This window comes from Salipiger sp. ABF4_146 (genome assembly GCF_056161345.1).
In genome coordinates this window covers 1-22,592 of record NZ_JBSWYX010000008.1, presented here as the reverse complement: position 1 = coordinate 22,592, position 22,592 = coordinate 1, and the positions used below count along the sequence as shown (strand labels likewise).

General features: G+C 65.0%; 15 protein-coding genes, 1 pseudogene and 1 riboswitch. Of the genes and pseudogenes, 7 read left to right on the top strand and 9 right to left on the bottom strand.

All coding sequences use genetic code 11. The features are described 5' to 3' along the window. The first annotated feature begins 3 nt into the window (after positions 1 to 3). From ACXAJT_RS12835 to ACXAJT_RS12820, 4 genes and pseudogenes are all read left to right on the top strand, one after another. Positions 4 to 276: a DUF2160 domain-containing protein gene (locus ACXAJT_RS12835; protein ID WP_475235843.1), complete on the top strand. Its 273-nt coding sequence runs from the start codon at positions 4 to 6 to the stop codon at positions 274 to 276. Positions 277 to 344: 68 nt separating this feature from the next. Further along, positions 345 to 2,048 carry an ABC transporter substrate-binding protein gene (locus ACXAJT_RS12830; RefSeq protein WP_475235842.1) on the top strand — a complete coding sequence of 568 codons (1,704 nt, stop codon included), beginning with the start codon at positions 345 to 347 and terminating at the stop codon, positions 2,046 to 2,048. A gap of 236 nt (positions 2,049 to 2,284) precedes the next feature. Continuing rightward, positions 2,285 to 3,814, top strand: coding sequence for a glycerol kinase GlpK (gene glpK, locus ACXAJT_RS12825; protein ID WP_475235840.1), 1,530 nt, complete (start codon positions 2,285 to 2,287; stop codon positions 3,812 to 3,814). A gap of 195 nt (positions 3,815 to 4,009) precedes the next feature. After that, a pseudogene (locus tag ACXAJT_RS12820) lies at positions 4,010 to 6,316 on the top strand (FepA family TonB-dependent siderophore receptor). A 342-nt stretch (positions 6,317 to 6,658) separates the two neighbouring features. Here the strand turns inward: ACXAJT_RS12820 and ACXAJT_RS12815 are convergent. From ACXAJT_RS12815 to nrdH, 7 genes are all read right to left on the bottom strand, one after another. Continuing rightward, entirely contained in the window at positions 6,659 to 8,014 is a 1,356-nt protein-coding gene (locus ACXAJT_RS12815; protein WP_475235838.1) for a c-type cytochrome, read from the bottom strand. An 11-nt stretch (positions 8,015 to 8,025) separates the two neighbouring features. After that, a complete protein-coding gene (locus tag ACXAJT_RS12810) occupies positions 8,026 to 9,795 on the bottom strand; it encodes a GMC family oxidoreductase (protein WP_475235837.1) in 1,770 nt (589 codons plus the stop codon). Positions 9,796 to 9,797: 2 nt separating this feature from the next. Beyond that, a complete protein-coding gene (locus ACXAJT_RS12805; protein WP_475235835.1) occupies positions 9,798 to 10,499 on the bottom strand; it encodes a gluconate 2-dehydrogenase subunit 3 family protein in 702 nt (233 codons plus the stop codon). A gap of 390 nt (positions 10,500 to 10,889) precedes the next feature. Next, on the bottom strand, positions 10,890 to 11,864 hold the full coding sequence (gene nrdF / locus ACXAJT_RS12800; protein WP_475235833.1) for a class 1b ribonucleoside-diphosphate reductase subunit beta: 975 nt from the start codon (positions 11,862 to 11,864) through the stop codon (positions 10,890 to 10,892). A gap of 111 nt (positions 11,865 to 11,975) precedes the next feature. Further along, positions 11,976 to 14,099 carry a class 1b ribonucleoside-diphosphate reductase subunit alpha gene (gene nrdE / locus ACXAJT_RS12795; RefSeq protein WP_475235831.1) on the bottom strand — a complete coding sequence of 708 codons (2,124 nt, stop codon included), beginning with the start codon at positions 14,097 to 14,099 and terminating at the stop codon, positions 11,976 to 11,978. Then, on the bottom strand, positions 14,084 to 14,497 hold the full coding sequence (gene nrdI, locus ACXAJT_RS12790) for a class Ib ribonucleoside-diphosphate reductase assembly flavoprotein NrdI (protein ID WP_475235830.1): 414 nt from the start codon (positions 14,495 to 14,497) through the stop codon (positions 14,084 to 14,086). The genes nrdE and nrdI overlap by 16 nt, the downstream gene beginning before the upstream one ends. 19 nt (positions 14,498 to 14,516) lie before the next feature. Next, positions 14,517 to 14,738, bottom strand: a complete 222-nt coding sequence (gene nrdH / locus ACXAJT_RS12785) for a glutaredoxin-like protein NrdH (protein WP_475235828.1) — start codon at positions 14,736 to 14,738, stop codon at positions 14,517 to 14,519. Positions 14,739 to 14,835: 97 nt separating this feature from the next. Next, positions 14,836 to 15,036, bottom strand: a riboswitch (cobalamin riboswitch). Positions 15,037 to 15,628: 592 nt separating this feature from the next. Here nrdH and ACXAJT_RS12780 point away from each other — a divergent pair. The 3 genes from ACXAJT_RS12780 to katG all read left to right on the top strand — a co-directional run bounded on the left by ACXAJT_RS12780 (position 15,629) and on the right by katG (position 20,561). Next, positions 15,629 to 16,621, top strand: a complete 993-nt coding sequence (locus ACXAJT_RS12780; RefSeq protein ID WP_475235826.1) for an asparaginase — start codon at positions 15,629 to 15,631, stop codon at positions 16,619 to 16,621. Between the two features lie 92 nt (positions 16,622 to 16,713). Next, entirely contained in the window at positions 16,714 to 18,123 is a 1,410-nt protein-coding gene (locus ACXAJT_RS12775; RefSeq protein WP_475235822.1) for an alkaline phosphatase D family protein, read from the top strand. Between the two features lie 263 nt (positions 18,124 to 18,386). Further along, entirely contained in the window at positions 18,387 to 20,561 is a 2,175-nt protein-coding gene (gene katG / locus ACXAJT_RS12770) for a catalase/peroxidase HPI (protein ID WP_475235820.1), read from the top strand. Between the two features lie 139 nt (positions 20,562 to 20,700). Here katG and ACXAJT_RS12765 read toward each other — a convergent pair whose 3' ends face one another. Together ACXAJT_RS12765 and denD are read right to left on the bottom strand one after the other, a co-directional pair. After that, on the bottom strand, positions 20,701 to 21,459 hold the full coding sequence (locus ACXAJT_RS12765) for a FadR/GntR family transcriptional regulator (protein WP_475235817.1): 759 nt from the start codon (positions 21,457 to 21,459) through the stop codon (positions 20,701 to 20,703). A 23-nt stretch (positions 21,460 to 21,482) separates the two neighbouring features. Then, positions 21,483 to 22,448, bottom strand: a complete 966-nt coding sequence (gene denD, locus ACXAJT_RS12760) for a D-erythronate dehydrogenase (RefSeq protein ID WP_475235814.1) — start codon at positions 22,446 to 22,448, stop codon at positions 21,483 to 21,485. Positions 22,449 to 22,592 lie beyond the last annotated feature (144 nt).

Here is a 22,592-nt window from a genome sequence, read left to right as displayed (position 1 = left end):
CTCATGGACTGGATGGCATGGACATGGCCCACGGCGGCGTTCTTTCTCATCATCGCGAGCCTGCTGATCATCTTCACCGTGCTGGCGGTGCGCTTCCCCGAGACCCCGCGCCGCGGCGTCTTGGGCATCGAGACCACCCGCGGTGACCGGCTGTTCATCACTCTACTGGGCTCAGCCTTCATCAATCTCGCCTGGCTCGGCCTCGTCGGCCAGGTGCAGTGGGCGGCGCTTGTCGTCTGCCTGATCTACGCGGCGATGGTGTTCCGCTGGGTCTAAGACCCGGCACGGGCTGGAGGAGGCCCGGACCACCCCGCGCAAAACATGGTTCAATAAGGGAGGATACCATGAACCTGAAGACATCCACGGCCATGGCGCTTGCGCTCGGCCTGCTGACCGGCCCGGCCTGGGCCGACATGGAGGCGGCGACGGCCTTCCTCGACGAAGAGATCGGCGATCTGTCGGCGATCTCGCGCGAGGATCAGGAAGCCGAGATGCAGTGGTTCATCGACGCCGCCGAGCCGTTCCAGGGCATGGAGATCAAGGTGGTGTCCGAAACCATCACCACGCATGAATACGAAAGCCAGGTGCTGGCCCCGGCTTTCGAGGCGATCACCGGCATCCGTATCACCCATGACCTTATCGGCGAAGGCGATGTGGTCGAGAAGCTGCAGACGCAGATGCAGTCGGGCGAGAACATCTATGATGCCTATGTCAACGACAGCGACCTGATTGGCACCCACTGGCGCTATCAGCAGGTGCGCAACCTGACCGACTGGATGGAGAACGAGGGCGCGGAAGTAACCAGCCCGACGCTGGATCTCGAGGATTTCATCGGCACCCAGTTCACCACCGCGCCGGACGGCAAGCTTTACCAACTGCCCGACCAACAGTTCGCCAACCTCTACTGGTTCCGCTACGACTGGTTCACCGATCCCGACATCATGGCCGAGTTCGAAGAGGCATACGGCTACGAGCTGGGCGTGCCCGTCAACTGGTCGGCCTATGAGGACATCGCCGAGTTCTTCACCGGTCGGAATATCGACGGGCAGGAAATCTTCGGCTCGATGGACTACGGCAAGAAGGACCCCTCGCTTGGCTGGCGCTACACCGATGCGTGGATGTCGATGGCCGGCATGGGTGACAAGGGCGAACCGAACGGCCTGCCGGTCGACGAATGGGGCATCCGGGTGAACGAGAACTCGCAACCCGTGGGTGCCTGCATGTCGCGCGGCGGCGCGGCCAACAGCCCGGCGGCGGTTTACGCGGTCGAAAAGGCGATCGAGTGGCTGAACAAGTACTCGCCGCCCTCGGCCATGGGGATGACCTTCTCCGAGGCCGGTCCGGTCCCGGCACAGGGCAACATCGCGCAGCAGATGTTCATGTACACCACCTTCGTCGCCTCGCTGGTGGAGCCGGGCCTGCCGGTGATGAACGAGGACGGCACGCCGAAATGGCGCCTCGCACCGTCGCCGCATGGCGTCTACTGGGAAGACGGCATGAAGGTCGGCTATCAGGACGTGGGCTCGTGGACACTGATGAAATCCACCCCCGAGGACCGCGCCAAGGCCGCCTGGCTCTACGCGCAGTTCGTCACCTCCAAGACCGTGGACGTAAAGAAAAGCCACGTCGGCCTGACCTTCATCCGCGAAAGCTCGATCCAGGACGAAAGCTTCACCGAGCGTGCGCCGAACCTCGGCGGTCTGGTGGAATTCTATCGCTCGCCGGACCGCGTGCGCTGGTCGCCCACGGGCACCAACGTGCCGGACTACCCCAAGCTGGCGCAGCTGTGGTGGCAGAACATCGGCGACGCCATGTCCGGCGCCAAACCCGCGCAGGAAGCACTCGACAGCCTCTGCTCGGATATGGAGCGGGTGATGGAGCGCCTCGAGCGCGCCGGCATTCAGGGCGACCTGGGCCCGGTGATGAACGAGGAGAAGGACGCCGAGGAATGGCTTTCGATGGAAGGCTCGCCGAAGCCGGCGATCGAGAACGAGCGCGAGGAGCCGAAAACGGTGTCCTACGACGAACTCGTCGCCTCCTGGCAGTGACCTAGATGTGAAGGGGGCGGGGCCTTTTCCCGCCCCCTTCTTCTCGTCTTCGCCATGGCGCTGCGGCGCCATCGCCGATACGAGTTGTGTTAAGAGATTGTATTGGGACGGATAAGTCTGAGCACAAGACCTGCGAGCCGATGCGGAGGCGCGACCGCGCCGCGACGAGCGGCACGCCTGCCGAACCCTGTGCCCAGACATAGACACCGCATAAAACGGAAGGCCGGAAGACTGCTATGACCCTCATCCTCGCCATCGACCAGGGCACCACCTCGACCCGCGCGATCCTGTTTGACGAAAAGCTGCAGGTCACCGCCTCGGCGCAGGAAGAATTCCCGCAGCATTTTCCGCAGAGCGGCTGGGTGGAGCATGATCCGCTCGACCTTTGGGCCACCACCGCCGCCACCTGCCGCGCCGTGGTGGAAAAGGCGGGGGTCAGTGCCGAGGCCATCGCGGCCATCGGCATCACCAACCAGCGAGAGACCACGCTGGTCTGGGAAAAGGACACCGGCAAGCCGATCCACAACGCCATCGTCTGGCAGGACCGGCGCACCTCGGAGATGTGCCACAAGCTGCGCGACGAGGGCTTTGAAGAGACGGTAACAGACAAGACCGGCCTGCTGCTCGATCCCTATTTCTCGGCGACCAAACTGGCGTGGATCCTCGACAGGGTGGAGGGCGCGCGCGAACGGGCGGAGAACGGCGAGCTGCTCTTCGGCACGGTCGACAGCTGGCTGGTGTGGAAGCTGACCGGCGGCGCCGTGCACGCCACCGATGCCACCAACGCCGCGCGCACCATGCTCTACAACATCCGCGAGGGGCGCTGGTCCGAGGCGATCTGCAAACGGCTTGGCATCCCCACCGCAATGCTGCCAGAGGTGCGCGATTGCGACGCCGAGTTCGGCACCTGTCGGGCCGACCTCTTCGGCCGCCCGATCCCGATCCTCGGCATCGCGGGAGATCAGCAGGCCGCGACCATCGGTCAGGCCTGCTTCGCGCCCGGCATGGTCAAATCCACTTATGGCACGGGCTGCTTCGCGCTGCTCAACACCGGCGATGCGCCGGTGGTCTCGCAGAACCGTCTGCTGACCACCATTGCCTATCGCATCGGCGGCAAGACCACGTATGCGCTTGAAGGGTCGATCTTTGTCGCGGGCGCGGTGATCCAATGGCTGCGCGACGGGCTGCAGGTGATCCGCCACGCCGCCGAGAGCCAGCCGCTGGCCGAGGCCGCCGATCCGGCGCAGGAACTGGTGCTGGTGCCCGCCTTTACCGGGCTCGGTGCGCCGTACTGGAATGCCGACTGCCGGGGCGCGATCTACGGGCTGACCCGCAACTCCGGCCCTGCCGAATTCGCCCGCGCCGCGCTGGAAAGCGTCGGGTACCAGACCCGTGACCTGATCGAAGCGATGAAGGCCGATTGGAGCGCCGCGCATGGCGACGTAGAAATGGCGGCGCTGCGCGTGGATGGCGGGCTCAGCGCCTCGGACTGGGGCATGCAGTACCTGTCGGACATTCTCGACGCGCCGGTGGAGCGGCCCACGGTGCTGGAGACCACCGCCATGGGCGCGGCGTGGCTGGCAGGGCAGAAGGCGGGGCTGATGCCGGGGATGGATGAGTTCGCCAACGCATGGGCCCGCGAAGCGCGCTTTGAGCCGCAGATGGAGGCCGCCACGCGCGAACGCAAATACGCGGCATGGAAGCGCGCGGTCGCGGCGACCATGGATTTCGGCGCCGCGGGCGAAGCCACTCCGCCGGCGGAATGACCGTTCCAAAGCGATCCTGCTATCCTCTCAAGCGCTGACTTGGGGTCTGAAGCTGTTGCGAAATTGTAACATTTCGCGGGCCACGCAAGCGTTGCGATTGAGCCTTCGCGGGTAACGTGATTGTTCGCAGTAGCCAGCTATCCGCGAGCAGTCCCCATACACCCGCAACCTTCGAACGCGTAGAGAGGATCGCTCATGGCATCCGCACGTGCGCGGCTGGCTTCAGGCACAGCCGTCATCCTTTTGTCCGCACTACCGCTGGCCCCCGCGCTGGCGCAGGACTTCACCCTTGGCGATGAGGCTGACTACGAGCTTGGCACCATCGTGCTGACCGCCGAGGAGCAGATCAAACAGGCGCTTGGCACCTCGACCATCACCGAGGAAGACATCGAGCGTCAGCCGGTCACCAACGACGTCTCCGAAATCATCCGCAAGATGCCCGGCGTCAACCTCAGCGGCACCTCCGCTTCGGGCCAGCGCGGCAACCAGCGCCAGATCGACATTCGCGGCATGGGCCCCGAGAACGTGCTGATCCTGATCGACGGCTAGCCGGTGCTGTCGCGCACCTCGGTCAAGCAGGGGCGCGCGGGCGAGCGCGACACTCGCGGCGACACCAACTGGGTGCCCGCCGAGATGGTCGAGAGCATTGAAGTGATCCGCGGCCCGGCGGCGGCGCGTTACGGCTCCGGCGCGGCAGGTGGTGTGGTGAACATCATCACCAAGGCCCCCGAAGAAGACCTGCTGCAGATCGGCACCAGCTTCGATGTGCCCGAAAGCTCCTCCGAGGGCATGACCCAGCGCTACAACCTGCTCTGGGCCAAGCGGTTGAACGACCAGCTCGCGCTGCGGTTCTCGGCGAACTACAACAAGACCGACGGTGACGACTACGACATCAACGAATCCGAGGTCGATTGCGAAATCGACGACGAGGGTGTCGAAAGCTGCGACGTGCCGCAGGCCGGTGCCGAGGGCGTTGAAAACCAGGACTATACCCTGCGCCTCGACTGGACGCCGAGCACCGCCAACCAGTTCAACGTCGAACTGGGCTATTCGCGCCAGGGCAACATCTATGCCGGTGACACGCAGCTTGGCAACGGCCGCAGCGCAAACGACGACGTCTTGGATCTTGCCGACGACGGCGAAGAAACCAATGTGATGAAGCGCGGCACCTTCGCGCTGACCCACCTCGGCTCTTACGGCTGGGGCGAGACCAACAGCTTCATCCAGTACGAACGCACCGAAAACCGGCGCCTGACCGAAGGGGCCGCCGGCGGCGTCGAAGGTGCGATCAACAGCACCGACGAATACGACGAGGCAATCCTCGAGGCGATCGCGGCGAAATCCGAGGCTTACATCAACCACGACACCCTTGGCCGCCCCTCGGCGCTGACCCTCGGTGCCGAAGTGCGTTGGGAAAAGCTCGATCTGACCGACTACAGCTCTTTCTCGACGCTGGAATCGCTGGACGGCAGCATCGACACCACCGGCGGCGATCCGTTCACCGAGCAGAAGACCTTTGGGTTCTACCTCGAAGACAATATCGAGTGGAACGATCGCCTGACGCTGACCCCGTCGCTGCGCTATGACCACTCGGATGTCTTCGGCGGCGAGTTCTCGGGCGGGCTGAATGCCTCCTACGCGCTGACCTCGGAATGGACGCTGAAGGGTGGCGTGGCCAAGGCCTACAAGGCGCCGACCGCTTACCAGATCTCCGAGACCTACGTATATGTGACAGGCGGCAACGGCTGCCCGTATCCGTACTACCGTAACGGCCCGTGCTATGTGCTTGGCAACGAGGACCTCGACCCCGAGACCTCGATCAACAAGGAAATCGGCGTCCAGTACACCGGCATCGACAACGGCATCAACGCGACGCTGACCTACTTCCACAACGACTACCGCGACAAGATCCAGTCCGGTCTCGATCAGGTCGGCACGGTGCCTGTGGTGTCGCGCGGCTCTGAAGCCGACGCGCGCCTGTACCAGTGGGAGAACATCCCCGAAGCACGCGTGCAGGGTCTGGAAGGCAGCTTCAGCAAGCAGTTCAACGACAGCCTGAACCTCGCCGTCAACGCCACCTACATGATCGAGTCGAGCCAGCAGCTCGACATCCCGGGCGGCACGCGCAGCGACGATGGTGCCTACTATGCGCCGCAGAGCCTCGAAGTCCCGCTGTCGCTGGTGCCGGAATACACGGTCAACGCGGCGCTGACGTGGAACGTCAATGAACAACTGTCGGTGATCCCCTCGCTGACCCACTACGGCAAGATCGAAGCGCCGGAGTACAGCGCGACCTCGGGGCGCGAAACCAGTGAGGATCAGGACCGCGATCCCTACACGCTGGTCAACCTCGGCATGACCTATCAGTTCGACAACGGTTTCCACCTGAAGGGCGGCGTGACCAACCTCTTCGACACGTCCATCAAACGCTCGGGCAATGGCGCAGAGACCTTCAACGAGCCGGGCCGGGCCTATTACTTCGGTCTGACCAAGACGTTCTGAGCCAAACGCCAAAGCGTGTCCCAGCGCCGCCCGGTTCTGCCGGGCGGCGTTTTTCGTGCCCGGACCACTGCGCAGGTTCGGCGGACATGTTGGTTGGGCCCGTGGCCATGGGGCGCGCCAAGCAAGGGGGCAAGACGCCGACCGGAGACCCGGGCCATACCTTCAGGTCAGCCACTTGGGGCCGGAGCGTCGGGCCAGAACTTGGCGCATGGCGTTGAAGGGCGGAGGCTTCGTGCCGGGCGGCCAAAGCAAAGCTGACGCCCAGTGCAAAGGTTGACCTGCGCAACAAGAAAGGCGGGCCGGAAAACCGGCCCGCCTTTTAACGATGTGCGATGATATGGCTCAGTGCGTCGCTTCGGCGCCGCGCACCGCGGCCACGTCACTGGCGCTCACCGCACCGGCGTCGTTGCCCCATGCCCCGCGCAGCCACGTGACAAGCTCGGCCACCTCGTCATCCGACAGGCGGTCGGCATAGCCCTGCATGCGCAGCGTCATCGGACGCTTGGCGGTGCCGGGCACCTCTGCACCGTTCAGGATCACCGAGATCAGCGGCCCAGTTTCCGAACCGGTCACAAGGTGGTTGTCCTGCAGTTCGGGGAAGATCCCCGCCGCGCCCTTGCCCGAGGCAAAGTGGCAACCAATGCAGTTGTCGGTGTAGAGACGCGCGCCAAGCGGCATGCCCGGATCGGCCTCGATCAGCATCTCGGCGGTGGCGCGGCCCGCCTCATCTGCGGCAGCGTCCGGCGTGGCGATCGGGCCCGCAGCGGCGACGGTGTCGGGCAGTTCGACCTCGGCGCCGTCGATCCCCTTGAGGAAGGCGGCCATGGCGAGCGTGTCCTCATCCGTCAGATATTGCAGCGAATGCTCGACCACGAGGCCCATCTCGCCGTTGGCGGCGGAATGCGCGTTGCGGCCGGTGGCAAGGTAATCGGCCAGTTCACCGACGGTCCATGCTTGCGCCACGGACTCTTCACCGCGCAGCGTCGGGGCGTTCCAGCCGTCGATCACGCCGCCGGTGAGAAAGGCGTCATCGGTTGCCGTCACACCGTCCTGCGCCATGAAGGGCGTACGCGGGCTGTGGCAGGCGGCACAGTGGCCGGGGCCTTCCACAAGGTATTGGCCGCGGTCCTGCATCTCGGAGGCACCCACCGGGTTGAACCCGGCGTCATGGGTCAGCGCCAGCCAGTTCCATGCGCGGATTCCGAAGCGCAGGTTGAACGGGAACGCCAGATCTGTGTCGGGCACCTCGTTCGACACCGGCGTGACCTCAGCCATCATGTAGTCATAGAGCGCGCGCAGGTCCTCTTCCTTCATCAGGCGGTAGTTCTCGTAGGGCATCGCCGGGTAGAGGTGGGTGCCCCCCTTGGCCAGACCATCGACCATCGCGCCGCGGAAGTCCGCATAGCTCCAGTCGCCAATCCCGGTCTCGGGATCGGGGGTGATGTTGGTCGACCAGATGGTGCCCATGGGCGAGGCGATGGCGCGGCCACCGGCCAGCGGCTCGCCATCGTCGGCAGTGTGGCATGCAACGCAGTCCGAGGCATGCATCACGTATTCACCCTGACCGGGCTCGGGCTCCCAGTTCGCCGCCAGATCCTGCGCCGGCTCGCTGCGCTGCACCGGCACGAAGATGAAGGCCAGCAGGGCGATCACGCCCAAAACGACCAGACCGGCGATAATGCGGAGGAAAGTCTTCATTTACGTTCTCCTCAAACCAGCGGACGGGGGTTCGACAGGTACTGCGTGCGGATCGCGTGCACCGTGTGATAGGCCAGACCGCCGACAAGCCCGGTCGGGTTGTACTGCGTGTTCTGCACGAAGTTGCCCGCGCCCATGGCAAAGACGTTGTGCGCCTTCCACGTCTGCGAGTAGCGGTTGACCGCGCCTTCCTGCGCGTTCTCGGACATGATGTGACCGCCGGTGTTGTGCGTGGTCTGGTAGGGACGCACATTGTACTGCGCACCCGGACCCTTGAAGCCAGCTTGCATCAAATCGGGGTTCATGGAGGCCGCCAGCGGCTCCATCTTCGACTTCATGAACTGGTTCATCCGCAGGTCGTTGTCCTGCCAGTTGAACGTCATCCGCATCAGCGGCCGGCCATGCCGGTCGGTGTAGGTCGGATCGAGGTCGAGGTGGTTGTTGGCATAGGCCATGTGCGAGCCGTGCGAGCCGATCGACATGGCGTGGCCGTAGTTTTCGCCGATCGCCTGCTTCCAGCCTGCGCCCCACGACGGCGTGCCCGCGGGCAGCGGCATGTTGCGGATCGGCTGGCCGTTGAACGTGCCCGAGCGCCAGTAGGAGCCACCGATGAAGCCCTCGGCGCCAAAGTCGTTCTGGCTGATCGAGAAATCGTCGAGGCAGATGCCGTTGGCACCGTGGCCGACGAAGGGATTGAACTCCTCGTCGCGGAAGAACATCGTCACGCCGCCGTTCATCTGGTAGGCGTAGTTCTTGCCCAGCGTGCCGGTGCCGGTCAGCGGGTTGTAGACCTCGCCCAGCCCCGACAGCATCATCAGGTGCACGTTGTTGAGCTGGTAGCTCGACAGGATCACGATGTCGGCGGGCTGGAACACCTCTTCCTGAGCCGCTTCGTCCCAATAGGTCACGCCGGTCGCGGTCTGGCCGTCTTCGGCCATCTCCACGCGCAGCACTTCCGAATTGGTCCGGTACTCGAAGTTCGGCATGCTCTTCAGCGCGCCGAGGATCGCCGTCTGCGGCGAGGACTTGGAGTACTGGTAGCAGCCGTAGCGCTCGCAGAAGCCGCAGAAGTTGCACGGCCCCATCTGCATTCCGTAGGGGTTCACATAGGACGTGGACGCGATACCTGCCGAGGCCGGGAACGGATGGTAGCCCATGGCGGCCGCCGCGTCGCGGAACTTCGAGCTGTCGTAGGTGGTCGGCAGCGGCGGCATCGGGAAGTCTTCCGAGCGCCAGCCCTCGAACGGGTTGCCGCCGTCGCGGATCTCGCCGTTGAGATTGCCGGCGTAGCCGGAGATGCCCGCGACCTTTTCGAACTGGGTGAAGAACGGCTCCAGTTCGTCATAGCTGACCGGGTAATCCCCAAGGGTCATGTTCTCGGGGATGATGTCGGCGCCAAAGGTCTCTTCGACGTAAGAGCGCAGACGGAACTCGACCTCCTGCGGACGCCAGTTGAGGCCGTTCCAGTGGGTGCCGGCGCCGCCGACGCCATTGCCCGGCAGGAACGATCCAAGCTGGCGGTAGGGCAACGCGCGTTCGCCGTCGTTGCGGCGCACGGTGACGGTCTGCTGGCTCGGCTTCTGCATCATCTTCAGACGCACGCCGTATTTCAGCTCGTCGATCTGCTGCGGGTATTCGAAGTTGGGAACGGTGCTCTGGTCATGGCCGCGCTCCAGCGCAACGATGTCGAGGCCTTCCTGCGCCAGTTCGATGCCTGCGATCGAGCCGGTCCAGCCGAGGCCGACGATGACCACGTCCTTTTTCTTTTCCTGACGTGCCATTGTTATGCCCTTTCGCCGCTGATCGAGACCGGACCAAGCGGGTATTTCACGTTGTGGCGCTCGGGCCATTCCCGGTAGGCGGCGCGGGCGCCGGGGAAGCCGATATAGACCCAGGACTGCATCTCGTGGTTGCCGCCGTATTGCGGGTCCGCGAAATAGCCTTCCTTGGTGTTGCCGAGCAGGATGCCCCAGAACTCCGAGAGCTCGGGTGCCAGCGCGACGTCACCATTCTGCAGCGAGGTCAGCGCGGCGTCCTGCTGCTCGGCGCTCAGCTCAGCGAAGATCGCGCCATGGGTGTCTTGGCACCAAGCGTCGAAGGCGGGGATCGCCTGACGGTAGACCTCGGCAGGGCTCAGCGGCGTCTGCCAGCCACGCGCGGGCTCGGCGGAGGCGTCATGCGGGCCTTCCATGTACCAGTCGTCGGCGCTGCCGTAGTCGCTGGCCAGCTGGCGGTCGATGAACACCGGCACGCGGGTTTCGATGGCCCCGGGGCCGTCGCCGTCCGAGGGGATCAGCCGCGCCGTGGCAGCCATCACGAAGGCCCATTCGTCGGCGTTCAGATATTCACGTTCGTATTGGTCGAGGGAGACGGGTGCCGGAGCTTGCTGCGCGGAGGCAGAGGCGGCGAGACCCGAAAGGGCGACACCGGCGGCAGAGGCTTTGAGAAAGCCCCGGCGGCTCGGGTATCCGGGTAGGTCGGTCATTTAGGGGTGTCCTGCCGGTATGGGTGGAACAAATGTGCGCTCGCGCGGAGCGACACTTCGTCGCCCTACGCCGCGTCACCTTGTCGCGCAAGGCGGGCAGAGCGCCTCGCAAGGCAGCTATGATCACAGAGCATAAGGCATTGATTTTTCAACACGGAAAGGTGACTTGCCTTCAAAGCAGGCGAAACCGGAAGAAACTAAGGGCCAATACGGCGCATCCTGAGGAAGATTGTTTAATATTGAACCGGTTTTCCCCGCGCGGATGCACAGAGCTTTGTGCGCGCATGCAGAGTAGGAAAATCGCCGCGCGTCGCCATGGCAACGCAAAGAAAACGCCGCGGGCAGCAAAGCTGCCCGCGGCGTTGCGGTGTACGGGGCGCCCTCAGCGCGTCAGAAGTCCCAGTCTTCGTCTTCGGTGGCCACGGCCTTGCCGATCACGTAGCTCGATCCCGAACCCGAGAAGAAGTCGTGGTTCTCGCTGTCGGGGCTCAGAGCCGCCAAGATCGCCGGATTCACCTCGGCCGCTTCGGGCGGGAAAAGCGCCTCGAAACCAAGGTTCTGCAAGGCTTTGTTCGCGTTATAGTGGAGGAAGGCCTTGACCTCTTCCGTCAGCCCGATGCCGTCATACAGTTCCTCGGTGTAGCGCGCCTCGATGTCGTAAAGCTCGAACAGCAGCGAGAAGGCATATTCCTTCAGTTCCGCCTTGCGCTCTTCGCTCTCGCGCTCGAGCGCGCGCTGGAACTTGTAGCCGATGTAATACCCGTGCACCGCCTCGTCGCGGATGATCAGGCGGATCAGGTCGGCGGTGTTGGTCAGCTTGGCGCGGCTCGACCAGTACATCGGCAGATAAAAGCCCGAGTAGAACATGAAGCTCTCAAGGAACACCGAGGCGATTTTGCGCTTCAGCGGATCGCTGCCAGCGGCATAGGTTTCCAGCACCGCGCGCGCCTTGGCTTGCAGATGCGGGTTCTCTTCCGACCAGCGGAACGCCTCGTCGACCTCACGGGTCGAGCACAGCGTCGAAAAGATCGAGCTGTAGCTGCGCGCGTGCACCGCTTCCATGAAGGCGATGTTGGTCAGCACCGACTCTTCGTGCGGGGTCTGCGCATCAGGCATCATCGCCGGCGCCCCCACAGAGTTCTGGATGGTGTCGAGCAGCGTCAGCCCGGTGAACACGCGGATGGTCAGCCGCTGCTCGGCCTCGGTCAGCGTCGCCCAGCTTTGCACGTCGTTCGACAGCGGCACCTTTTCGGGCAGCCAGAAATTGACGGTCAGACGGTTCCAGACCTCGAGGTCCTTCTCATCCTGCAGCCGGTTCCAGTTGATCGCCCGCGGCACGGCGGGGGAGGTGACACTGTCCTTCATCGGATCATCCCATTCACGGGCCCGCGGCCCTTTGTCGCCGGAGCGCCCCGCGCCCCTTTCATCTTTCCAAAAATACTCCGGGGGTGCGAGGGCAGAGCCCCCGCTGTCGCCTCAGAGCGTGCAGGACACGCAGCCCTGCACCTCGGTGCCTTCCAGTGCGGTCTGGCGCAGGCGCACGTAGTAGATCGTCTTGATCCCCTTCTTCCACGCGTAGATCTGCGCGCGGTTGATGTCCCGCGTTGTCGCCTCGGCGGGGAAGAACAGCGTCAGCGACAGGCCCTGGTCCACGTGCTCGGTGGCCGCCGCATAGGTGTCGATGAGCTTTTCCGGACCGATCTCATAGGCGTCGCGGTAATACTCGAGGTTCTCGTTGTTCATGAAGGCGGCCGGGTAGTAGACGCGCCCGATCTTGCCTTCCTTGCGAATCTCGATCTTCGACACGATCGGGTGGATCGAGGAGGTCGAGTTGTTGATGTAGCTGATCGAGCCGGTCGGCGGCACCGCCTGCAGGTTGCGGTTATAAAGCCCGTACTCCATCACGTCGGCCTTGAGTTGCTCCCAGTCGGCGCGGGTCGGCAACTGCGTATCTGCAAAGAGCTCGGTGACGCGCGGGCTCGTCGGCAGCCAGTCGCGGGTGACATATTTCTCGAAGAAACTGCCGTCGGCGTATTTCGACTTCTCGAACCCTTTGAAAGTCATGCCCTTTTCCCGCGCCATTGCGCAGGAGGCGCGCAGCGCGTGATAGGCCACTGCAGCGAAATAGACCGAGGTGAACTCGACCCCCTCGTCCGAGCCGTAATGCACATGCTCACGCGCGAGATAGCCATGCAGGTTCATCTGACCCAGCCCGATGGCGCGGCTTTCGTCGTTGCCGCGGCGGATCGAGGGTACGCTGTCGATGGCCGACATTTCCGACACGGCGGTCAGCGCACGGATCGCGGTCTCGATCGAGGTGCCGAAGTCCGGGCCATCCATGGTCTTGGCAATGTTCATCGAGCCAAGGTTGCACGAGATGTCGGTGCCCAGCTTGGAGTAGCTCAGGTCGTCGTTGAACTCCGACGCCTCGGCCACCTGCAGGATCTCCGAGCACAGGTTCGACATGGTGATGCGCCCGTCCACCGGGTTCATCTCGTTCACCGTGTCCTCGAACATGATGTAGGGGTAGCCGCTCTCGAACTGGATCTCGGCCAGCGTCTGGAAGAAGGCGCGGGCGTTGATCTTGGTCTTGCGGATGCGCTTGTCCTCGACCATCTCCTCGTATTTCTCGGTGACCGAGATTTCCGAGAAGGGCACGCCATAGACCTTCTGCACGTCATGCGGCGAGAACAGGTACATCGGCTCGTTGCGCTTGGCCAGTTCGAAGGTCACGTCGGGGATCACCACGCCAAGGCTGAGGGTCTTGATGCGGATCTTCTCGTCGGCGTTCTCGCGCTTGGTGTCGAGGAAGCGCAGAATGTCGGGGTGGTGCGCATTCAGGTACACCGCGCCAGCGCCCTGACGCGCGCCCAGCTGGTTGGCGTAGCTGAAGCTGTCTTCGAGCAGCTTCATCACCGGGATAACGCCCGAGGACTGGTTTTCGATGCCCTTGATCGGTGCGCCGGCCTCGCGGATGTTGGTCAGCATCAGCGCGACGCCGCCGCCGCGCTTCGACAGTTGCAGCGACGAGTTGATCGCGCGGCCGATGCTCTCCATGTTGTCTTCGATGCGCAGCAGGAAGCAGGAGATCAGCTCGCCCCGGCTCTTCTTGCCCGCGTTGAGGAAGGTCGGCGTGGCGGGCTGGAAGCGGCCCGACAGGATCTCTTCCATGAAGGACATCGCCAGCCCCTCGTCGCCGCGCGCCAGCGCCAGTGCCACCATCACCACGCGGTCCTCGTAGCGTTCGAGGAAGCGTTTCCCGTCGCGGGTCTTCAGCGTGTAGGAGGTGTAATACTTGAACGCACCAAGGAAGGTCGGGAAGCGGAATTTCTTGGCAAAGGCGGCATCCCAGATCTTCTGCAGGAAGCTCTGGTCGTATTGCGCCAGCACCTCGGCCTCGTAGTAGCCCTCGTCGACGAGGTAGCCAAGCTTCTCGGTCAGCGAGTGAAAGAACACCGTGTTCTGGTTCACGTGCTGCAGGAAGTACTGCCGTGCGGCCATGCGGTCCGCCTCAAAGCGGATGTTGCCGGCCTCGTCATAGAGGTTCAGCATCGCGTTGAGCGCGTGGTAGTCCAGCGTCTCGTTCAGGCGGTCAAGCATGGGGTCCCCCAGAAAGCGTCGAGCCCGTCGTTGACGCGGGCGAAATCCTTGGTCGTGCCCGCCAGCTCGAAGGAATAGAGCAGGGGGACATTGCATTTTTGCGCGATGACGCGGCCCGCAAGGGCGAAGGTCTCACCGAAGTTGCGGTTGCCGCCGGCGATCACGCCGCGCAGCAGCGCGCGGCGGGCCGGATCGTTGAGAAAGCGGATCACCTGTTTCGGCACCGCGCCTCGGCCTTCGCCGTCGGCGTAGGTCGGGCAGACCAGCACGAAGGGGTCCAGCGTGTCGGGCGTTGTCTCTTTCGGCGACACCGGAATGCGCGCAGCCACCCGGCCAAGGCCAGAGATGAAGCGCGCGGTGTTGCCGCTGGCAGACGAGAAATAGACGAGCCCGGACATGGCCGATCCCTCCGGGCGATCAGGAGGCGATGCGTGCGATCAGGTCGGGGCGGAAGCCCGACCAGTGGTCCTCGCCCGAGGTGACCACGGGTGCCTGACGGTAGCCCAGTTCGGTGACGCGGGCCATCGCCTCGGCATCCTCGGTGAGGTCGATCACGTTGTAATCGATGCCCTTGGCGTCCAGCGCGCGGGTGGTTGCGGTGCACTGCACGCAGGCGGGTTTCGAGTAGACGGTGATCATGCTCTTGCGTCCTCAGCTGTGAAGGTGGGGTCGCGCCGCCGCTCAGGCCCCGTGCCTGCCGCCGTCCGATCACGCCCCGAACCCTCCGTTCGTGGTCAATTCATTCCAGCTTCCGGCAGGTCTCCTGGCTTTGCGGGTCGTGGTTCCGGCCGCGCCTTCCCGGGACATCCCAGTGGCTCTCAGGGCCTTCACTCGCCGCTTACAGTTGCGGGGGCAGCACCGGAATCAGACCGGTTTCCCTCTTAGCGCCGCGCCGGGCCATCACCCGACTCGATGAACCGAAAGCAACTATATCTAGATCAGTTTGCCATGAGCCCGTCAACATACAGTTAGGGTTCAGCCGACGGGAAAACCCAAGATGATGTGCAATGCGGCAGTTGCACCACGCGTCGGCGCGGGTGCAAAAATTCTGCGCAGTGGGTCGATCTCTCCTTAAGAGCACATTCGTCCGACAACCGCCAGACACCCGGATCCGAGCCCGCCCTTGCAGCAATGCAGCCTTGGATCAGCATGTTGCGGCGTGCCCGGTTCTAAGACGCATTGGCACAGAAATCGCGCCCGGCAGGAGGGCTTGGAATGACGACAGAACAGGCCTCCGGCACCGCCATGCACAGACGTCAGGGCAGGCTTGCAGCCTTAGCGATTGTGAGCAAATGGAACGGTTAGTACATAGTGCTCACAGACGCGGAAACGCGCTACGGGATTTCCCGGGGTTTACTCCTCCTCCCTAAAGCCCCGGAAATCGGCGGCGACCCTTCTCCTCCTCCCTTGGGTCGCCGCCACTCCCCGTAACTTCCCATCCCAAGACTCTCTGACGCGCTCACTGGCATCTCCCCGCCAGACCGCCCATGCTGGCGCACAACAAGTTTTCCGCGTTCAAGGAGTCCCCCATGCCCCATATCGTTCTTGTCGCGACCGGAGGCACCATTGCCTCGTTTGCCCAGACCGAAGGCGGGCCGGTAACCGCAGGGCTCACCGGCGACGCGCTGCTGCAGAAGCTTCATGCGCCGCTTCCGGGGATCGAGGTCACCGTCGACAACCTTCCGGCTGCGGGAAGCAACGCGCTGACGCTTGCGACGGTCCACGCTTTTTGTCGGCACATCGACGCCCGCCTTGCCGAGCCCGGCGTGGACGGCGTGGTGGTCACCCATGGCACCGACACGATGGAGGAGAGCGCCTTTCTCGCTCGGCTGCTGGTGACCTCCGACAAGCCCGTGGTCTTCACCGGCGCGCAGCGCCACGCAGGCCAGCCCGACACCGACGGGCCGCGCAACATGCGTGACGCAATACTCACTGCCGCCGCGCCCGAGATGACCGGCATCGGCGCGGTGATCGTCTTCGAAGGCGACATCCATGGCGCGCGCTACGTCAGCAAGGTGCACAGCTCGCGCGTCGATACCTTCCGCTCGAACGGCCACGGCAAGCTTGGCGAGATCGACGAGGGGGAGGTGCATCTCTACTCGCGCCCGGCGCATCCGCGCCTCATCATCGACACGCCCTCACTCGATCCCGACGTCGAACTGGTGGCGCTGGGACTGGGCAGTACGCCGCGTTACCTTGAATGGGCGGGCGCCAATGGGGCCAGCGGCGCGGTGATCGAAGCCTTCGGCCGCGGCAATGCCCCCGCAGGCTTCGCCGAGGCGACGCGCAAGCTGGTCGCGGCGGGCCTTACGGTGATCCTCGCCACGCGCTGCCCCGAGGGACGCACCCGCGCCATCTACGGCTCCGACAGCGGTGGCGTGACCATGTGCGACGCTGGCGCGATCCTTGCCGGCGATCTGAGCGCTGCAAAGGCCCGGTTGCTGCTTGCCGCGCTGCTGCCAACCCTGCCCGAAGGCGCGGCGCGCACGGCCGCCGTCGCCGAGGCGATCGCAAAGGTCTGACCTGCTCGCCCGCGCGATTTTCCGCGCGGGCACGGGCATTTCCGCGGCGAATGCCTATCTCTTGCCATGGCAAGAACGAGCAGGACCCGCAGATGACCCAGTTTCCCGACCGGATCGGACCGATCCTCTATTTCCGCGCGGCGCTGCCCGACAGCCTACGCGTCGCGGCGCTGGTCGTGCGCCCCGAGGGCGAGACGCCGGGCGGGATCGACGTCGCGGGCCACGAAGTCGCGCCGCAACGTCTGGCGCAGACCGAGGGTCGGGCGGTCTGGCGCTACGATCTCACCCTGCCGCATGACGCGCCGCACTATACCTTTGAAGGCATGCGGCGCCGCGTGCAGACCGATCTGTCGGGCGACATGCGCATCGCTTTCGTCTCCTGCAACGGCGAAGAGCACGGCGATCTGGGGCGCGACGCAGGCGAGCGCAACGTGATGTGGCAGCGCCTGCTCGGCCAGCACCGCGACGCGCCCTATGCGCTGATGCTGATGGGCGGCGATCAAATCTATGCTGACGAAGCGACCGATGGTAACCCGCTCAGCGACGCATGGCCCGACGAGATCCCCGAAACCCCCACGCCCTCTGACTTGGCGGACCTCGAGCGCCACCTGCGCGCCCGCTTTTTCGAACGTTATCTGAGCGTATTCTCGGCGCCGGGCTTTGCCGAGGTCTCTGCCGAAGTGCCCGCGCTCTGCGTCTGGGACGACCATGACATCTGCGACGGCTGGGGCTCGCTGCGTCGCGAGGCGACCCATTCGGCGGTCGGGCAGCTGCTGTTTCGCATCGCGCGCGAGAGCTATATGCTGTTCCAGCACGCCGCCCGCGAAGAGGATGTGCCGCATCTTTTCCTGGACCCAACAGGCAACAGCCTGTCGTGGCGCCACGAGGTGCCGGGGCTGACGCTCTTCGGCCCCGACCTGCGCTCCGAGCGCGGACGGCGGCAGGTCATGGGCGCACCGGGCTGGCAGGCGGTCACACAGACCGAAGGCGGCGCGCATACATTCCTTGTCTCTTCGGTCCCGCTGCTGGGTCCGCGGCTGTCGCTCATCGAAGGGCTGATGATGGCGATCCCCAAAATGCAGAAATACGAGGACGACCTGCGCGACCAGTGGCAAAGCCGCGCGCATCGCGAAGAGTGGCGCCGGATGCTTTCCGAGGTTCTGCGCATGCGCCGCGCAGGGCCGGTCACGGTGCTGTCGGGCGAAATCCATCTCGCAACGCGCGCCGAGATGGGGGCAGGGGAGGAGATGATCCACCAGCTTGTCGCCTCGGGCATTTCGCACCGGGCGCCGCCGCGCGCCTATGCCCGCGGGCTCGGAGCGCTGGCCGGGCTGGGCGAGGCCCCCTTGCCCGAGCACCCCATTCGCATCCGCCCGTTGCCGGGCCAGAGCGCGCGCTACGCGGCGGAACGCAACTACCTCCGGCTGGAGCGCCGCGCCGGGCAATGGCGCGCGATCTGGGAGCTCGAGCAAAGCGGGCCGACACCGCCCATGGCACTTTGATCCGGCCCGCCGGACCGCCCCGGCGCGGGCAGAATGCCGCGCGCAGCGCTTATGCTTGGCCGCGTGACAGAACTGCGCAGGCGCCGCTTCGGGCCGCAAGAATCACCTGACCCACGCCCCCCGTCCCGTTAGACTGCCGATGCAGGAGGGAAGACGGCGCCGCACAGGGCGATGGACCTGCAAGCCGATGGGACCAAGCAGAGCGCGCCAGCGCGCCCGGCCTTCGTCCCACGCAAGGATGAGCATCCGATGGGAGAAGAGACATGGACGGAAACGACATCAACACCGCAGGCAAGTGCCCGGTGATGCATGGCGGCCTGACCGAACGCGGCCAGTCGGTCACCAGTTGGTGGCCCAAAAGCCTCAACCTCGACATCCTCAGTCAGCACGACCTCAAGACCAACCCGATGGGGCCCGATTTCGACTATCGCGAGGAGCTGAAGTCGCTCGACGTCGAGGCGCTCAAGGACGATATGCGCGCGCTGATGAAGGACAGTCAGGCGTGGTGGCCCGCCGACTGGGGCAGCTACGTCGGCATGTTCGCCCGCGTCGCATGGCACGCGGCGGGATCCTATCGCCTCGCCGATGGGCGCGGGGGCGGCGGCACCGGCAACCAGCGCTTTGCCCCGCTGAACTCTTGGCCCGATAACGTCAACACCGACAAGGGCCGCCGCCTTCTCTGGCCGCTCAAGAAGAAATACGGCAACAAGGTCAGCTGGGCTGACCTGATGATCCTCTCGGGCACCATCGCCTATGAGGTCGCAGGCCTGAAGACCTTTGGGTTTGCCTTCGGGCGCGAAGACATCTGGCACCCCGAGAAGGATGTCTACTGGGGCGCCGAGAAGGAATGGCTGGCCGCCTCCGACAACCGCTATGACGATGTCTCCAACCCCGCCACGATGGAAAACCCGCTGGCCGCCGTGCAGATGGGCCTCATCTACGTGAACCCCGAGGGCGTCAACGGTCAGCCCGACCCGCAAAAGACCGCCGAGCAGGTGCGCGAGACCTTCAAGCGCATGGCGATGAACGATGAAGAGACCGCCGCGCTCACCGCCGGCGGCCACACCATCGGCAAGTGCCACGGCAACGGGCTGGCCGAGAACCTCAGCGCCGATCCCGAGGCGGCCGAGCCCGAGTATCAGGGCATTGGCTGGATGAACACCAAGGGCCGCAGCGTCGGGCGCGATCAGGTCGTCTCGGGCATCGAGGGCGCCTGGACGAAGAACCCCACGCAATGGGACATGGGCTGGTTCGACATGCTCTTTGGCCACGAGTGGGAACTGAAAAAGTCTCCCGCCGGTGCGTGGCAGTGGATGCCGGTGGACATCGCAGAAGCCGACATGCCCGCCGACGTCGAGGACCCGTCGATCAAGACCATGCCGATCATGACCGATGCCGACATGGCGATGAAGGTCGACCCGGCCTACAACGCGATCTGCCAGAAGTTCATGGCCGACCCGGCGTATTTCGCCGACACTTTCGCCCGCGCGTGGTTCAAGCTTACGCACCGCGACATGGGCCCCAAGGCGCGCTATTTTGGCCCCGATGTGCCGTCGGAAGATCTGATCTGGCAAGACCCTGTCCCCGCGGGGACAACCGATTACGACGTCGCCGCGGTGAAGGCCAAGATCGCACAAACCGGCCTCGGCAACGCCGAGATGATCGCCACCGCATGGGACAGCGCCCGAACCTATCGCGGCTCTGACATGCGCGGCGGCGCCAATGGCGCGCGCATTCGCCTCGCGCCGCAGAAGGACTGGGCCGGCAACGAGCCGGACCGGCTCGCCAAAGTGCTGGCGGCGCTCGAGCCCATCGCCGCCGAGACCGGCGCCTCGCTCGCCGATGTGATCGTGCTGGCGGGCAATCTTGGGGTCGAGCAGGCCGCCAAGGCCGCGGGCGTCGATTGCGATCTGCCGTTCGCGCCGGGCCGCGGCGATGCCAGCGACGAGATGACCGACGCCGAAAGCTTCGATCCGCTCGAGCCGCTGGCCGACGGCTTCCGCAACTGGCTCAAGCAGGACTACGCGGTTTCGGCCGAAGAGCTGATGCTCGACCGCGCGCAACTGATGGGGCTGACCGCGCCGCAGATGGTGGCGCTTTTCGGCGGCATGCGGGCGATGGGGACCAATCACGGCGGCACCGCGCATGGCGTGTTCACCGACCGTCCCGGCGCGCTGAGCAACGACGTGCTGGTCAATCTGGTCGACATGGCCAATGTCTGGGAGCCGGTGGAGGACGGGCTCTACGAGATCCGCGACCGGCAGAGCGGCGCGGTGAAATGGACCGCCACCCGCATGGATCTGGTGTTCGGCTCGAACTCGATCCTACGCGCCTACGCCGAGGTCTACGCGCAGGACGACAATGCCGACAAGTTCGTGGCGGATTTCGCTGCGGCCTGGACGCAGGTGATGAATGCCGATCGCTTCGACCTGAAGTAACCCCCAGGTAAGATAAAGAAAGGCCCGCAGCCCATTGGCAAGCGGGCCTTATTCAAAACGAGGCACTGCCGCTTCTTCTCTTTCCAAATACGCCGGGGGTGAATGCGGCAACGCCGCAGAGGGGCGGAGCCCCTTTGCCTCACCCGTCCCGCCCGACGCGCGCTTTCAGACGGTGCAGAACTTCCTCGACACCGGCTTCTCCCTCGAGCAGTTGCCAGCGTTCCAGCAGCGGCTGGCCCGAGTTCCGGCAGTGCTGCGCCATGGCCGCACGCGCCGCCTCGGCATCGCCCGCCGACAGGGCCTCGACGATGGCGGTATGTTCGTCGCCGTAGAAGCGCGCGATGTCTTCCGAGCTCTGGCGGTTGTTGAGGCGCGTCCATTCGGGGTAGCGCTGGCGCGCGTGCCAGAAGTCCTCGACCATGGTGACAAACAGTGAATTGCCGGTGGAGCGCGCGATGACCAGATGAAATTCGCGGTCGTGCGCTTCGATGCGTTCGAAGGGCAGGTTGCTGTCACACATGCCCGCGATGCAGCGGTTCAACTGTGAAATCTGTCCCGGCGTGACCGTGCTGGCGGCGATCGCGGCAATTTCCGGTTCGATGACGAAACGCGCCTCGACCAGTTCGTAGAAGCCGGGCAACCCCGGCGCGTCCTGCTGCGTCGCGGGCAGCGTGTCGGCGACAAAGGCGCCCGCGCCGTAGCGGGTCACCACATAGCCCATCAGTTCCAGCGCGATCATCGCCTCGCGCACCGTCGTGCGGCTGACCCCAAGCTTGGCCACCAGATCCTTGTCGGCGGGCATCTTGGTGCCGGGCGCGAAGTCGCCGGCGCGGATGCGCGCGGCGATCTCCTCGGCCACCAGCCGGTATCGCGGGGTCTGGACGATGGGGGTCAGCATCGCATCTCTCTGGGGTCGGCCCGTCAGGTCTTGGGCATGTCGTCTTCCATGTAGTACCGCACGTTCTCTTCGAAGCTCGCGTCGGCTTCAAGCCCCAGCGCCAGCGCCTTGTCGAAGCGATAGTCGTAACGCCAGCCGCGCACGATCTCGGCGACCTCGGGCTGCGCTTCCCATTTGATCAGCTTGGCGGGCTCCGGCCCGGCCACGGCGGTGAGCGCGTCGATCATCTGGCGGATCGACAGGCGCTGGCCGGGCATGGTCATGCAGCGCTGCATGCCCAGATCAGCGGCCTCAAGCTCGGCGCCCCTGATCAGGTTTTCCACGCAGCGGCGCGGCGAGAGGTAGAAATGCTCTTGCTCTTCGTCCACCGGACAGATCGCCGGCTCGCCGTTCAGCGGCTCGCGGATGATCGAGGACATGAAGGACGAGGCCGCGCGGTTGGGCTTGCCGGGGCGCACCGAAATGGTCGGCAGGCGGAAGCCGCGACCGTCCACATAGCCCTTGCGCGAATAGTCGTTCAGCAGCAGCTCGCCGATCGCCTTCTGCATGCCGTAGGAGGTTTGCGGGTTGGGGATGGTGTGATCGGTGATCGGGTCGGGCACCTCGCCGCCAAAGACCGCCAGCGAAGAGGTGAACACCACCACCGGGCAGGTTTCGAGTGCCCGGCAGCGCTCCAGCACATTGAGCGTGCCGTCGAGGTTGACCTTCATGCCCGCTTCGAAATCGGCCTCGGCATGCGACGACACGACGGCGGCAAAATGGAAGATCACATCGGTGTCGGCGTCGATCAGCGCGTCGACCGAGGCGCGGTCGGTGATGTCGCAGGCGCGGGTCTCGACGGGGAAGGCGGCCTCGATCGGCTCGGGCGCTGCAATGTCCGCGAGGGTCAGCGTGTCGATGTTCTGCCCGCGCAATGTGCCGCGGGCGGCGAGGCTTTGGGCAACCTTGCGGCCGACGAAGCCGCCGCCGCCGATGATCAGAACGTTCATCCTAAGTGTCTTTCCGTGTCTGAGGAGGGAGGCGGGGGGGGGGGGGGGGGGGAGGGAAGGGGGGGGGGGGGGGGGGGGGGGGGGGGGGGGGGGGGGGGGGGGGGGAAGGGGGGAGGGGGGGGGGGGGAGGGGGGTGGGTGAGGG

What these genes read in the sequence shown, in the direction of transcription:
- ACXAJT_RS12835 (WP_475235843.1), top strand. Translation starts at nt 4, where the DNA reads ATGGACTGGATGGCATGGACATGGCCCACGGCGGCGTTCTTTCTCATC.
- ACXAJT_RS12830 (WP_475235842.1), top strand. Translation starts at nt 345, where the DNA reads ATGAACCTGAAGACATCCACGGCCATGGCGCTTGCGCTCGGCCTGCTG.
- glpK (WP_475235840.1), top strand. Translation starts at nt 2,285, where the DNA reads ATGACCCTCATCCTCGCCATCGACCAGGGCACCACCTCGACCCGCGCG.
- ACXAJT_RS12815 (WP_475235838.1), bottom strand. Translation starts at nt 8,014, where the DNA reads ATGAAGACTTTCCTCCGCATTATCGCCGGTCTGGTCGTTTTGGGCGTG.
- ACXAJT_RS12810 (WP_475235837.1), bottom strand. Translation starts at nt 9,795, where the DNA reads ATGGCACGTCAGGAAAAGAAAAAGGACGTGGTCATCGTCGGCCTCGGC.
- ACXAJT_RS12805 (WP_475235835.1), bottom strand. Translation starts at nt 10,499, where the DNA reads ATGACCGACCTACCCGGATACCCGAGCCGCCGGGGCTTTCTCAAAGCC.
- nrdF (WP_475235833.1), bottom strand. Translation starts at nt 11,864, where the DNA reads ATGAAGGACAGTGTCACCTCCCCCGCCGTGCCGCGGGCGATCAACTGG.
- nrdE (WP_475235831.1), bottom strand. Translation starts at nt 14,099, where the DNA reads ATGCTTGACCGCCTGAACGAGACGCTGGACTACCACGCGCTCAACGCG.
- nrdI (WP_475235830.1), bottom strand. Translation starts at nt 14,497, where the DNA reads ATGTCCGGGCTCGTCTATTTCTCGTCTGCCAGCGGCAACACCGCGCGC.
- nrdH (WP_475235828.1), bottom strand. Translation starts at nt 14,738, where the DNA reads ATGATCACCGTCTACTCGAAACCCGCCTGCGTGCAGTGCACCGCAACC.
- ACXAJT_RS12780 (WP_475235826.1), top strand. Translation starts at nt 15,629, where the DNA reads ATGCCCCATATCGTTCTTGTCGCGACCGGAGGCACCATTGCCTCGTTT.
- ACXAJT_RS12775 (WP_475235822.1), top strand. Translation starts at nt 16,714, where the DNA reads ATGACCCAGTTTCCCGACCGGATCGGACCGATCCTCTATTTCCGCGCG.
- katG (WP_475235820.1), top strand. Translation starts at nt 18,387, where the DNA reads ATGGACGGAAACGACATCAACACCGCAGGCAAGTGCCCGGTGATGCAT.
- ACXAJT_RS12765 (WP_475235817.1), bottom strand. Translation starts at nt 21,459, where the DNA reads ATGCTGACCCCCATCGTCCAGACCCCGCGATACCGGCTGGTGGCCGAG.
- denD (WP_475235814.1), bottom strand. Translation starts at nt 22,448, where the DNA reads ATGAACGTTCTGATCATCGGCGGCGGCGGCTTCGTCGGCCGCAAGGTT.